The organism is Thermaerobacillus caldiproteolyticus, from assembly GCF_013761245.1.
Classification (GTDB): Bacteria; Bacillota; Bacilli; order Bacillales; family Anoxybacillaceae; genus Thermaerobacillus; species Thermaerobacillus caldiproteolyticus.
The window spans coordinates 23,604-37,159 of sequence record NZ_JACDUT010000014.1 but is presented as its reverse complement, the minus strand read 5'-3'; the positions used below and the strand labels follow the sequence as shown (position 1 = coordinate 37,159).

Genomic DNA, 13,556 nt, shown 5'->3' with positions numbered 1-13,556 from the left:
CGTATGTCTTTGGAATGATAAATTTTTCTTTCAAAACACTAAAATAACTTAAATTATACCTATATGTTTACTAGGATTAAGTGCAGCAAAGAATGTTCCACCATCGGATCACTCCTCTCATTTTTTTCAATAAAAATGAGGACTTATTACACGCTTGTCGTGTACATTTAAACTTTGATTGGATTGGCGCTTGCACTTTTTTAAAGTGAAGTATAACATGATCGTGCACTGAAATCAACATAAAATTTAGAATAGATAAAAAATTAATTTCTATCTAATATATATGATGAATACGTGGTATTAGAATTTTATCAACCTTATACGGAGCGTACAACCGGCCAGGCACGTGACCGTGTTTGATGTTAGGATATTTATCTTTAGCACTCGTTATTTATCGTGTATTTTAGCGTGTGGGACAAGTTATCACCGACGGTCATCCCTTGCGCGAAAGTAGGAGGATCTTTAGAAAACCGACGATGCAGGCAATTGTTCAGTTGTTTGCGTACATGCAGGTGGTGGCCCGATCGTTGACATATAAACAGCAGCGATTGTGAAGAAATTTAAGTGGTGGGAAGGACATTTATATATAAAAAGTAATTCACCAGCGATATGGTGTGAAAACGAATCTGATTACAATTATTTATATATATTTATATGATCCCAGAAGGCGGGCCATTTATCCATCAAGATGACCATGAACCCCTGATGTACAGCAAAAATCAGCCGACCGTTTTGAAAGAGCACTGAAAAAACTTCACGAAGTTAAAGCATATAGGCAAATGACAAAAAATACAGCGCAACTCCTTGATAGAACAAGGGTGTTGCGCTGATGTCTTTACATTACCCGCTTAAACATTTTCTCCAGTTCGTAGGTCGAAAAATGGATGATAATCGGACGGCCGTGCGGACAGGTGAACGGGTCGGATGTTTTCCGAAGTGATTCCAACAGAGCAAAGATCTCGTCATTTCGCAAATGATGATTTGCTTTTATTGACTTCTTGCAGCTCATTAGAATCGCTGCTTTTTCGCGCAGCTGTTTGATGTCGACCTTTTTCATCGTTACTACTTGCTGTATCATTTCTTCAATAATTTCCGCTTCTTCTCCTTTCGGAAACCATTGTGGGTGTGAGCGGACGATGAACGTATTGTGGCCGAATGGCTCTAAGAAAACACCGCATTGGGCCAGTTCTTCACGATGGGCGTCAATAAGTACATATTCATCCGTCGGGTATTGGAACGTCAGCGGGACAAGCAGTTCTTGTACCTCGTTCGTTACTTCCCCGACCTTTTCGCGGAAATATTCGTATTTAATCCGTTCTTGGGCAGCGTGTTGGTCAATGATATAAAGTCCGTGTTCATTTTGTGCCAAAATGTAGGTGCCATGCATTTGTCCAATCGGGTAAAGCGGCGGAATTCGATCTTCGATTTTTTTTTCTTCTTCTATTTGCTCATGTACGGAGGCTGTATCATCATAATCCATCTGTTCCTGCTCTGTTTCATAATCTTCTTCTACAGCTGAAAAATCGGGCTCTTTTTCGTCTGGCAGTATCGGAACAACCGTTGTCGGGACAGCCGGTTCTTTTACTACATGTTCAAATGTAAATGTGGGCTGTTCCGCTTTTAGTTTTTCTTTTGGTTTTTCCGGACGATGAAGCGTCATAGCCGGGATAAGTGTACGTGATTGAAACGCCTGGCGAATAGCTGTTTCCACTAACTCATTTAATTCAGCTTCTTTGCTGAAACGAACCTCGAGCTTTGCTGGATGAACGTTCACATCGACTAAAATCGGATCCATGCGGATGCTTAGAAACGCGATCGGATAACGGCCAATCGGCAATAGCGTATGGTATCCTGATTCGATCGCTTTCATAAGCGGAATGTTCCGCACATAGCGCCCGTTAATAATTGTTGAAATGTAATTTCGCGAGGCGCGCGTGACTTCCGGCAGCGAAATGTAACCATCAATCGTAAAATCAAGCGATTCGGCATGAAGCGGAATCATGCTTTTCGCGATGTCCATGCCATAAATAGCCGCTAACACTTGGCGAACATCGCCATTGCCATTTGTATAAAGAAGTTGTTTTCCATGGTGGCGCAATCGGAACGAAATGTCTGGATGAGCAAGAGCGAGCCGATTGACCACGTCGGTAACGTGCCCAAGCTCTGTATGAACCGTTTTCATATATTTCAAACGTGCGGGCGTGTTGAAAAACAGATGGGATACCGTAATGTCCGTCCCTTTCCGGCTGTTTGTGCGCTCGTGCTTGATCAGCTGGCCGCCTTTCAGCACCACAAGGGTGCCCGGTCCATGGCCCGTGCTCGTTTTCATTTCAACTTCGGATACGGAAGCGATACTTGGAAGCGCTTCGCCGCGAAAACCGAGCGTGCGAATACGAAACAAATCATGCTCATCTTTAATTTTGCTTGTCGCATGCCGTTCAAAGGCAACAAGGCAATCCTCTTCTTCCATTCCTTCTCCGTTATCAATGACACGAATTCTTGCAAGCCCGGCTTCTTCAAGCTCGACTTCAATGACCGTGCTGCCGGCGTCAATCGCGTTTTCGACGAGCTCTTTGACGACGGAGGCGGGGCGCTCGACGACTTCCCCCGCAGCGATTTTGTTGGAAAGATGGTCATCGAGCTTGCGAATTTTCCCCATTGTTTCGCCCCCTTTACTTCAGTAATTTTTGAATTTCATATAATTTGTTCAGCGCTTGAAGTGGTGTCATATCAAGCAAATTCAAAGATTGGATCGATTTGATAACCTCTTTTTCTTTTTTCGAGAGAGACGGCTCTTTCGGGCTTGTCTCTTCGACAAACATGCTTAACTGCTCAAACTGCTCGTTCTTCTTTGTCGTCGTATCAGTTGACATCTCGGATGTTTCGCGATGTTCCAATTCCGCCAAAATCTCTTTTGCACGCACGATAAGGTCGTGCGGCAACTCTGCCAATTCAGCGACATGAATACCGTAGCTTTGATCGGCTGGACCGTCTTCAATTTTATGGAGAAATACGACTTTTCCGTGTTCTTCTACGGCGCTGACATGAACGTTTTTTAGCTTATGCAACGATTGCTCAAGTACCGTCAGCTCATGATAATGGGTGCTAAATAATGTTTTGGCACCAATGTTATTATGAATGTATTCAATGATCGCCTGTGCCAAAGCCATACCATCGTATGTTGACGTACCTCGACCAATTTCATCAAATAAAATGAGACTGTTTTGCGTCGCATGAACAATCGCGTTGCGTGCTTCCAACATTTCGACCATAAATGTACTTTGACCGGAAATTAAGTCATCAGCTGCACCAATTCGTGTAAACACTTGGTCAAAAATAGGCAACACCGCTTCTCTTGCCGGAACGAAGCAGCCGATTTGCGCCATGATTGCCGTCAAAGCAATTTGCCGCATATACGTACTCTTTCCCGACATATTCGGTCCTGTAATTAACAACATTTCCCGCTCTTTGTTCATATAACAATCGTTCGGAACGTATACTTGAGAGCCAAGCACTTTTTCAACAACCGGATGGCGGCCGTCTTGAATGAACAGTTCACGGTTGTCAGAAAAGCATGGTTTAACATAATGACGCTCTTCACTTACGGTCGCAAAACATTGCAATACGTCGAGCTGGCTAATCGTTTTCGCTAATGTCTGCAAGCGCGGAATGAATTGCTTCACTTGCTCGCGAATATCAACAAAAAGCTCGTATTCCAGTTCCATGCTTTTTTCTTCCGCTTCTAAAATGAGCGCTTCTTTTTCTTTTAATTCTTGGGTAATAAACCGCTCAGCGTTCGCAAGTGTCTGCTTTCGCTCATAGCGCCCTTTCGGCAATAAATGAAGGTTCGCTTTCGTCACTTCAATATAGTAGCCAAACACGCGGTTATAACCGATTTTTAGTGATTTAATCCCCGTCAATTCCCGCTCTTTGCTCTCTAACTGAGCAATCCATGATTTTCCGTTACGGCTTGCGTCCCGAAAACGATCGAGCGTTTCATTGTAGCCGTCTTTAATGATGTTTCCTTCTTTGACAGATAGCGGCGGATTATCTTGAATCGCTCGTTCAAGAAGATCGACAAGCTCGGTGCACGGGTCAAGTTGTGACGCTAGCTCTTGCGCATCTTCATTGTTCAGATTGGCGACAATGTCTTTTAAAGCTGGTATTTGTTGAAGTGATTTTTTCAATTGAATGAAGTCGCGCGCATTGACGTTTCCATATGCGACACGTCCCGCTAATCGTTCTACGTCATATACTTCGCGAAGAAGCGTACGCAATTCTTGACGTTCAAAATATTGATTCATCAGCGTTTCAACCATGTTTAAACGCCGCTCGATCTGTCTTCGGTCTAACAGCGGACGGTCCAACCACTGCTTTAATAGACGTCCTCCCATCGCTGTGACCGTCTCATCTAAGAGCCATAATAGAGAACCTTTTCTTCCTTTCGCCCGAATCGTCTCTGTTAATTCTAGATTTCGCTTTGAATATAAATCGATTTTCATATATTGATCGACTTGATACACTTGAACAGGCTGCATGTGGTCAAGGCTTCGCTTTTGCGTTCTGATTAAATAGTTCACTAATCGCGCGAAGGTAATTTTCAATTTCTCTTGTTCCAAAGCGCAGGCAATCGGTTGAAACGCTTCAGGAAGGATAACCTCTTCCTCATAGGAGAGCGTCACATCATAGCGCTCCTTCATGTTTTGACGCCATTTTTCCGGAAGCTGCGAAGAGATGACCACCTCTTTTGTGCCGATTGCATACATTTCATTCATCACATCTTCGAACGAAGATAGAAGGGTAATTCGATTTTCTCCTGTGGATAAATCTGTGTAAGCAAACCCATATGTACCATCTTCAAATGCCGTTAACGTGGCCAAATAGTTGTTCTCCTTATCAAGAAGCCGCTTTCCTTCCATAACAGTGCCCGGTGTGATAAGCTGAACGACTTCGCGACGAACGACGCCTTTAGCGGTTTTCGGATCTTCGACTTGCTCGCAAATTGCGACTTTGTATCCTTTTGCAATAAGCTGCTCAATATATCCTTGCGCCGAATGGTATGGAACACCGCACATCGGAATGCGTTCTTCTGCCCCGCCATCACGGCTGGTCAACGTAATTTCCAACTCTTGCGCCGCTTTGATGGCGTCATCAAAAAACATTTCATAAAAATCTCCTAGACGAAAAAATAAAAAGGCATCTTGATATTGTGCCTTAATGTCCAAATATTGCTGAATCATCGGCGTATACGTTGCCATGTTTCTCCTCCAACCCTAACAATCTCACTTTTTTTATTATAACAAGGGATAAAAGAAAAAACTAGGAAGAAACGCTTCCTAGTTTTATTCTTCATCACCAAGAAGTAAATCTGGACTTAAATCTTCCAACTCTTCATCATCGACATCATAATCAAAGTCATCTTCTTCACCGCGTCCATCTGGGTGAATGGCTACCCACACTTTCGTTTCACCAATCACTTCAGCGATAAATTCTCTTTCGACTTGTACGACAATTTTGTTGCCATTTGGAGAAATTGTACATTCTAAGCAATTTGGCTGTTGGATGACACGCACAACAATATCGGTGTCATCGCTAATGATGTCCTCATCATCGCGATATTTGAGTTTGACGACATCCGTATACGAGACCGTTTCTGTAACGACCTCTGTTTTTGTATTATTTTGGTATGAATACCATACGTTAATGTCGTAATGCCCGTAAATTTCGACGGTTCTGTCGCTTTTTTTTGCGTCATAGCGATGATTAATAATCCAGCAGCCTAAAATGCTTGACGGACGATTTGGAGCGGTAATGGTGTGAGTCGATTGTGTGAATTTGCGCCCTTTTCCAACAACCGCTTTTGAAATAATCTCTCTGTATTCAGACATACGAGCAAACCCTCCTCAAATGAATCTTCACTTCATCCTATGCATGACTTCGCCTAATGTGCACATAAGTTTATAAATCATTCCGTATAGTTCATTGTATGCGGGGTTGCTCCATTATGTGCCTATTTTTTCAACGTCAAGCGGCTTCGCTTTTATCTGAATAAAAAAGACGCTTTGCCTAACGACGATGGGCAAAGAGGTTTGGTTGTTGGACCGCAAACTGCTTAAATCATCTCTTGGCAAGTTATGCTTTGCATAAGGTTTGGTTTGTATGGATGTATAGTCAAAAAAACAAAACTGGTTGAGAGGGGAAGTTAGACAATGTTCTTTTAATAAAAAAAGACGCCCCTATTAAAGGAGGCGCCTTTATCGTTAACTTAGTGGCAGCCGCAGTCGTGGTTTCGCATTTGTGCACCGGTTTCTCCACGCAACAAATCGCCGCCTGTGGACGTAATGATTTCATCGGTGACCGTCTTTGAAATGGTAGAAGCGACTAGTTGAAGAAGATCATTCACTTCTAGCTGAGATTGTTTAAATTCATCGACGATCGGAATTTGTGAAAGCTCTTCGTAAATCTCGTCAATTTCGGCTTCTACTTTTTTCAAAGCTTCATGTTTGCCATAGTGTTGAAGATTAACGGCTTGCTTTTGTAATGATTTAATTTGCTGAATCATGGTACGCACTTTTTCGTTTTGATTAATTTTTTCTTCCGCCCGCTTAAAAAAATCGACTTCTTCCGTTTCGGCAATCATTTTCGCCAGTTCTTTTGCGCGTGCTAAAATGTCATCTCTCGTATATTTGGCCATTTTATTTCACCTCAATCGCTTCTTCTACCATTTCCCCGTTTAATGTCCATGTTTTCGCTTCAGTAATGCGCACTTTGACAAGTTTGCCGATCGCTGATTTCGGACCAGTGAAGTTGACAAGCTTGTTTTTGCGTGTATAGCCAGCAAGCACATCTGGATTGTTTTTGCTTTCGCCTTCTACTAATACTTCGACAACTTTACCTTCATATTCCTTCAATTTCTTCGCAGAAATTTCATTAACAAGCGCATTTAAGCGTTGCAAACGCTCTTTTTTCACTTCCATCGGCACATTGTCCACCATTTTTGCGGCCGGCGTTCCTTCGCGCGGTGAGTAAATGAACGTATAAGCAGAGTCAAACTCCACTTCGCGGTATAGAGATAACGTTTCTTCAAATTGCTCATCGGTTTCGTTCGGGAAGCCAACGATAATGTCAGTTGTTAGCGCGACATCCGGAATTGCCGCTTTAATTTTGCGAACAAGCTCTAAATATTGCTCACGCGTATATTTGCGAGCCATGAGTTTTAAAATTTCAGTGCTTCCCGATTGAACTGGCAAATGGATATGTTCAACGAGATTGCCGCCTTTTGCTAACACTTCGATTAAGCGGTCGTCAAAGTCGCGCGGATGGCTTGTTGTAAAACGAATGCGGGCAATATCAATTTTGCGAAGCTCATCCATCAAATCGCCAAGGCCATATTTCATATCGGTAAAGTCTTTGCCGTATGCGTTCACGTTTTGGCCAAGAAGTGTAATTTCTTTATAGCCTTGCGCCGCTAAATGACGCACTTCTTGAATGATGTCTTCTGGACGACGGCTGCGCTCTTTTCCTCGCGTATACGGAACAATACAGTACGTACAGAACTTGTCACAGCCGTACATGATGTTGACCCATGCTTTAATGTTGCCTTTGCGTACTTTCGGAAGGTTTTCGATGACATCTCCTTCTTTTGACCATACTTCAACAACCATTTCCTTAGACATGTATGCTTCTTTTAAAATGTAAGGCAAGCGATGAATATTGTGCGTACCAAAAATCATGTCGACATATTGGAACTGTTTTAAAATTTTGTTGACGACTGATTCTTCTTGAGACATACAGCCGCAAACGCCAAGTAACAGATCCGGATTTTTTTGTTTCAATGGCTTTAAATGACCGATTTCTCCGAATACTTTGTTTTCCGCATTTTCACGAATCGCACAGGTATTTAACAGAATAACGTTCGCATCTTCTGGCTGGTCAGTTGGCTCATAGCCTAACGCCATAAAAATACCAGCCATGACTTCTGTATCATGCTCGTTCATTTGACAGCCATATGTGCGAATATAAAACTTACGGCCGATTCCCATTCCCCTGAACTCTTCTGGAATGGTGAAATCCTTATGATACTTGACTTCTTCTTTCCCACGTTTTTTTGCTTCTTTTAAGCTTGGTGGGATAAAGACCGTTGAAAAATATTTTTCATAGTCTTTGCTTGTTTTTTGTTTTAAACGGTTTAAATTTTCTCCTGCATCCAAAGCGGATTTTTTGTCCGTTGGATGATCAGCTGTTTGAATGTGTCCTGTTTGTTCTAAACGTTGTTTTTCGTTCATAACAATCTCCTTTCTATAAAAAAACGAATGTCTCGTTTCATATACACATTATCATAGTATATAATTTGTGACAATTTTAAACAATACTTTTCTTGTTCGAATTCATTTCGAACAGTTTATCATAACAAAATCACTCCCAATCAGGCAATATCTGATTGGGAGTGAATGATTTCCATTACATAAATTCAGAGATTAATTCATCAAATTTCTCTTTGCTTAATTGAAGATCGGCATGGGCAAGCGGAGTTTCACTATAACCATGAATTAAGTCTTGGTACGATTTTTGTTCTTTATTTTGATAAATGAGCCCTGTTACTAAGCCTTTATGTTTCATTAACGTTTGCATTGCTATGTCGCGATCAGATGGATCGTACCCTTCAATCGTGCTTAAGTTGACTAAGTTTTCTTTGAACCAATCATAAGTGTTCACTTTATTGTAAGTGACACATGGGCTAAATACGTTAATGAGAGAGAATCCTTTATGTTTAATACCTTCTTCAATTAAATGTGTCAATTCTTTTAAGTCGCTCGAGAAGCTTTGGGCAACAAATGTCGCACCAGCGCTAAGCGCCATTTCCATAATGGAAAGAGCTGGTTCAACAGAGCCCTGCGGCGTACTTTTTGTTTTAAATCCAACATCGCTTCGCGGTGATGTTTGTCCTTTGGTTAAACCGTAAATTTGGTTATCCATAACAATATATGTGATGTCGATGTTGCGACGAATCGCATGAATCGTATGCCCCATTCCAATCGCAAATCCGTCACCGTCACCGCCGGCGGCAATGACCGTTAAATCACGGTTTGCCATTTTGACACCTTGAGCAATCGGTAACGCGCGCCCATGAATGCCATGGAATCCGTAAGAATGAATGTAACCGGAAATACGACCAGAACAACCGATACCAGAAATAACAGCTAATTGATGTGGCTCTAAACCAACGTTTGCCGCGGCGCGTTGAATCGCTGCTTGAACGGAGAAATCGCCACAGCCTGGACACCAGTTCGGTTTCACATTGTTACGGAAATCTTTAAATGTCGCCATTATTGAAACAACTCCTTGCATTTTGTATGAACTTCGTGCGGTAAGAATGGGTTGCCGTCGTATTTTAATACGCTATAAATTTTATCAGCATGTCCCACATTCATTTTTAAGAGGTTCGCAAGCTGTCCCGTTGCATTATGTTCCACGACGACGACTTTTTTCGCCGATTGTACTAATGGTGATACTTCCTCTGTCGGGAACGGATGAATGAGACGAATATGCGCATGGTTCACTTTTAAGCCGTCTAATTCTAGACGACCGATAGCCTCTTCAATGGCTCCGCGCGTAGAGTTAAAACCAATAATGAGCAAGTCCGCTTCCTCATGTTTCACGTTTTTATGGACTGGCGTATTGAAGCGAACATGTTTTAGTTTACGTAAACGTTTATCCATTTGTGTTTTTCGGTTTGCTGCTACTTCAGACGGTTTTCCTGTTTCATCATGCTCAACGCCCGTTACGTGGTGAATGCCGTTTGGCATACCAGGCAGCACGCGCGGTGAAATGCCGTCTTCTGTCACTTCGTATCGTTTGAAGTATCCTTTATTTTCAAGTTGTGGAAGTTCTCCTTTTACTAATTTACCGCGACGAATTTCAATTTTGTCATACTCCAGCGGCTCTACCGTTTGTTTACCAAGCGAAAGTTGCAAATCCGATAGAACAATAACTGGGCATTGATATTCTTCAGCAAGGTTGAACGCTTCTACCATATCGTAAAATGCTTCTTGCACCGTGCTTGGCGCCATGACGATTTTCGGAATTTCTCCGTGCGTTCCATAGATTATCGCCATTAAATCCGATTGTTCTTGTTTCGTTGGTAATCCTGTACTTGGGCCGCCACGCTGCGTATCCACAATCACGACTGGCGTTTCCGTAATCCCCGCAAGACCGATCGCTTCCATCATTAAGGAAAGACCCGGTCCCGCTGATGCAGTTAATGTACGTACGCCCGCATAGTTAGCACCAATCGCCATCGTACAGGCAGCAATCTCGTCCTCAGTTTGGATAACCGCACCGCCTAATGCAGGAAGCTTTTTAATTAAGTACTCCATAATTTCGGATGCTGGAGTAATCGGATATGCAGCCATAAAGCGGGCACCGCCAGCAAGAGCGCCTAACGCAATCGCATCGTTACCAATCATGTACATGCGCTTTTTTCCGTCTGCTTTTTCTAATTTCATCGTTTGGATGCTATCGCCAAGTTGCTCTTTCATAAATTGAGCGCCTGCTCGAATCGCTTCCATGTTTTTCTCAACAACTTGTTGCCCTTTGCGACCGAAAATTTCCTCCACCACTTCTTGATAAACGCCAATATCAAGATCAAGTACGGCACTTGATGCACCGACCGCCACCATGTTTTTCATCAACGATGTCCCTAAATTCGTTGCAATATCTGTAAATGGAACCGCATACAATGTCACGTTCGATCCTTCCGGAATGGTCGGGTTAAACTTCGAGTCTGCAATGACAATACCTCCATCGCGAAGCTCGTGAAAGTTAAAATCGATGGACTCTTGGTCAAATGCTACTAATATATCAAGATCGTCGGCAATCGAACGAACTTGTGTTGTGCTAACACGAATTTTATTGTTCGTATGGCCGCCTTTAATACGAGAAGAGAAATGCCGATAGCCATACAGGTAATAACCCAGGCGGTTTAATGCAATGGAGAAGATTTCACCGGTACTTTCAATACCTTCCCCTTGTTGTCCTCCAACTTTCCACGAAAGTTGACTAATCATTTCTTACACCCCTTTAAATTGCGTCAATGATAGCATGTGTTCTACGATTATAAGTGTAGCACTTTTCCGATAAAATCACTAGAATTTCAACTTGTGATTTTTTAAAAAATTTCATCATATGGGAATATACTAAACATATAGGAATATACTAAACGATTTCATTCTAGACCCATCAAAAAGAAAATGCAACCCTTTACGAAAAAATTATTCTTTCCTACTCTACCGCGGCAAGTGTTCATAGAAATTCCAAAAAAGAAAACGTTCCACTTCCGTCTCAGAATAATGTTTTTGCAGCTCATTCACTAAATTCTCATAACAGCGGACATTTTCAAGTCCGGCTACCGTTTCTTCAATTCCGTCAAAATCGGAGCCAAAACCGACATGATATTCCCCTCCAAGAGAACAAACATGCTCTAAATGGCGAAGCACATCCGAAATCGTTGCTTTTTCTTTTTCTTTCTTTACAAAGTATGGGACGAACGTGATTCCAATCATACCATTTTTATGAATCAACGCACGAATTTGTTCATCACGTAAATTGCGGGGATGCGGGCATAACGCATATGTATTTGAATGAGATGCAATAGGAAATCGCGCCATTTCGAGAACGTCCCAAAACGCTTTTTCCGATAAATGTGACACATCGACCCAGCAGTTCGCTTCGTTCAGCTGTGTTACTACTTGCTTGCCAAATCGAGTCAAACCGGCACCTCGCTGTTCCCATGCTCCATCGGCTACAGAATTCGCCCAATTCCATGTAAGACCGACCGATGAAACCCCCAGACGAAGCAATGTTTTTAGTTTAGCAAGGTTTGTCCCAATCGCCTCGCATCCTTCAAGCGTTAACATCGCGCCAATCTCGTTGTCTGCTAATGCCTTAATCTCTCGTTTCGACTGAACAAATTTCATATTTGGAAAACGATTGATAATCTGTTCAAAAAAAATGTCAATCATTTCTAAAGCGGCTGTAAAACGGGCTTCCTCTGGGACATTTTCCGGTATGTAAATCGCAAAACATTGCACTTTGGTTTTCGCTTCGACAAGCGACTGAAATGTGACATGGAGACTTTTTCCATCTTGAAACGATAGGGTTCGATCCATCCATAGCTTCATTAATGCATCGCAATGAGCGTCAAAAATCATAATGATCCCCCTCAAAATGAATAAAATAACCTGCTTGCTGTATGGAAACTGCAAACAGGTTACATGCATATCATGTCACTAAATTAGCGAGGTTCGACGATTAATTTAATCGCCGTACGCTCTTCACCATCAATGATAATATCCGTAAATGCAGGAATACAAATAAGGTCAACTCCACTTGGTGCCACAAACCCTCGTGCGATAGCTACTGCCTTAACGGCTTGGTTTAATGCACCTGCGCCAATGGCTTGAATTTCGGCAGCTCCTCGTTCACGCAACACACCAGCAAGTGCACCAGCTACAGAGTTAGGATTAGACTTTGCTGAAACTTTTAATATTTCCATTTCTAGTTCCTCCTTAATTCCCCTAATGGTTCATTCATGATAAAGTTTGTTCCATTGTTACTATATTCACTGTTTTCGGGGAGTATTCCTGCTATAATAAAAAATATTTTAAAAAATTCTCAAAAAGTAGATTATTCAAAATAAGGGTGATCATCGTTAATGATAATGCGCTCGATCGCGTTGGCTCGTCCCGTTTTTGGATCAATATCAATCATGACCGCATTCAGTTGTGTTCTTCCCTCGGTCACCTCAAATCGGACGGGAAGGGCTGTCAAAAATTTTCTTAGCACCGCTTCTCGATCAACACCTAAAATTCCATCGTATGGTCCCGTCATGCCAACATCGGTAATATAAGCAGTTCCTTTTGGTAAAATGCGAGCATCAGCTGTTTGCACGTGCGTATGCGTACCAACAACCGCGGAAACTCGTCCATCTAAATACCATCCCATCGCTTGTTTTTCGCTCGTGGCTTCCGCATGAAAATCGACAAAAATGATCGGCGTTCTCTCGGATGCTTCAGCAATCAGTTCATCGGCTTTTTGAAACGGACAATCAATCGCCGGCAAAAATGTCCTTCCTTGTAAATTGATAATAGCTACTTCAAATTGATCAATTTGTACGTATACAATTCCCCTCCCCGGCGCACCAGACGGAAAGTTGGCAGGCCGAACTAGAGCTTTTGCATTGTCAATAAATTCGAATATGTCGCGATTATCCCATGCATGATTACCAAGCGTCACCGCATGCGCTCCCTGCTCGAGAAAACCGCGATATATTTTCCCTGTAATTCCTTTTCCTCCTGCGGAGTTCTCACCGTTGATAATAATGACATTAGGCTTATGCTTGTCCTTTAATTTTGGCAGATATTGTTCTACCATTTTTCGTCCCGGTGAACCGACGACATCGCCAATAAACAATAGTTTCATCGTATAACCCTTTCTAAATGTAAAATTCCACTAATTCAAGTTTGGCATAAAACGATAAAAAAATAAAGTGGCAATAC

At 42.3% G+C, this 13,556-nt stretch carries 10 protein-coding genes; all 10 read right to left on the bottom strand.

The features are described 5' to 3' along the window. Positions 1–835: 835 nt before the first annotated feature. The 10 genes from mutL to HNR31_RS16355 all read right to left on the bottom strand — a co-directional run bounded on the left by mutL (position 836) and on the right by HNR31_RS16355 (position 13,479). Positions 836–2,659 (bottom strand): DNA mismatch repair endonuclease MutL, encoded by a 1,824-nt coding sequence (mutL, locus tag HNR31_RS16400; RefSeq protein ID WP_181557266.1) that lies wholly within the window; start codon positions 2,657–2,659, stop codon positions 836–838. Between the two features lie 13 nt (positions 2,660–2,672). After that, on the bottom strand, positions 2,673–5,258 hold the full coding sequence (mutS, locus tag HNR31_RS16395; RefSeq protein ID WP_181557265.1) for a DNA mismatch repair protein MutS: 2,586 nt from the start codon (positions 5,256–5,258) through the stop codon (positions 2,673–2,675). Positions 5,259–5,342: 84 nt separating this feature from the next. Then, positions 5,343–5,888 (bottom strand): outer spore coat protein CotE, encoded by a 546-nt coding sequence (locus tag HNR31_RS16390; RefSeq protein ID WP_181557264.1) that lies wholly within the window; start codon positions 5,886–5,888, stop codon positions 5,343–5,345. Between the two features lie 377 nt (positions 5,889–6,265). Beyond that, positions 6,266–6,694: a RicAFT regulatory complex protein RicA family protein gene (locus HNR31_RS16385; protein WP_181557263.1), complete on the bottom strand. Its 429-nt coding sequence runs from the start codon at positions 6,692–6,694 to the stop codon at positions 6,266–6,268. A gap of 1 nt (position 6,695) precedes the next feature. Next, positions 6,696–8,285 carry a tRNA (N6-isopentenyl adenosine(37)-C2)-methylthiotransferase MiaB gene (gene miaB / locus HNR31_RS16380; protein ID WP_181557262.1) on the bottom strand — a complete coding sequence of 530 codons (1,590 nt, stop codon included), beginning with the start codon at positions 8,283–8,285 and terminating at the stop codon, positions 6,696–6,698. 175 nt (positions 8,286–8,460) lie between these two features. Continuing rightward, positions 8,461–9,327, bottom strand: coding sequence for a 2-oxoacid:ferredoxin oxidoreductase subunit beta (locus HNR31_RS16375; protein WP_181557261.1), 867 nt, complete (start codon positions 9,325–9,327; stop codon positions 8,461–8,463). Further along, positions 9,327–11,066 carry a 2-oxoacid:acceptor oxidoreductase subunit alpha gene (locus HNR31_RS16370; protein WP_181557260.1) on the bottom strand — a complete coding sequence of 580 codons (1,740 nt, stop codon included), beginning with the start codon at positions 11,064–11,066 and terminating at the stop codon, positions 9,327–9,329. Before HNR31_RS16370 ends, HNR31_RS16375 begins: the two co-directional genes overlap by 1 nt. Positions 11,067–11,285: 219 nt before the next feature. After that, positions 11,286–12,209 carry a dipeptidase gene (locus HNR31_RS16365; protein ID WP_181557259.1) on the bottom strand — a complete coding sequence of 308 codons (924 nt, stop codon included), beginning with the start codon at positions 12,207–12,209 and terminating at the stop codon, positions 11,286–11,288. A gap of 83 nt (positions 12,210–12,292) precedes the next feature. Beyond that, the gene (spoVS, locus tag HNR31_RS16360) at positions 12,293–12,553 is read right to left on the bottom strand and encodes a stage V sporulation protein SpoVS (RefSeq protein ID WP_027408762.1); all 261 of its coding nucleotides are present in this window, start codon (positions 12,551–12,553) and stop codon (positions 12,293–12,295) included. Between the two features lie 131 nt (positions 12,554–12,684). Further along, entirely contained in the window at positions 12,685–13,479 is a 795-nt protein-coding gene (locus HNR31_RS16355; RefSeq protein ID WP_181557258.1) for a TIGR00282 family metallophosphoesterase, read from the bottom strand. Between the last annotated feature and the right edge of the window lie 77 nt (positions 13,480–13,556).

What these genes read in the sequence shown, in the direction of transcription:
- HNR31_RS16370 (WP_181557260.1), bottom strand. Translation starts at nt 11,066, where the DNA reads ATGATTAGTCAACTTTCGTGGAAAGTTGGAGGACAACAAGGGGAAGGT.
- HNR31_RS16390 (WP_181557264.1), bottom strand. Translation starts at nt 5,888, where the DNA reads ATGTCTGAATACAGAGAGATTATTTCAAAAGCGGTTGTTGGAAAAGGG.
- HNR31_RS16355 (WP_181557258.1), bottom strand. Translation starts at nt 13,479, where the DNA reads ATGAAACTATTGTTTATTGGCGATGTCGTCGGTTCACCGGGACGAAAA.
- HNR31_RS16375 (WP_181557261.1), bottom strand. Translation starts at nt 9,327, where the DNA reads ATGGCGACATTTAAAGATTTCCGTAACAATGTGAAACCGAACTGGTGT.
- miaB (WP_181557262.1), bottom strand. Translation starts at nt 8,285, where the DNA reads ATGAACGAAAAACAACGTTTAGAACAAACAGGACACATTCAAACAGCT.
- spoVS (WP_027408762.1), bottom strand. Translation starts at nt 12,553, where the DNA reads ATGGAAATATTAAAAGTTTCAGCAAAGTCTAATCCTAACTCTGTAGCT.
- HNR31_RS16385 (WP_181557263.1), bottom strand. Translation starts at nt 6,694, where the DNA reads ATGGCCAAATATACGAGAGATGACATTTTAGCACGCGCAAAAGAACTG.
- HNR31_RS16365 (WP_181557259.1), bottom strand. Translation starts at nt 12,209, where the DNA reads ATGATTTTTGACGCTCATTGCGATGCATTAATGAAGCTATGGATGGAT.
- mutL (WP_181557266.1), bottom strand. Translation starts at nt 2,659, where the DNA reads ATGGGGAAAATTCGCAAGCTCGATGACCATCTTTCCAACAAAATCGCT.
- mutS (WP_181557265.1), bottom strand. Translation starts at nt 5,258, where the DNA reads ATGGCAACGTATACGCCGATGATTCAGCAATATTTGGACATTAAGGCA.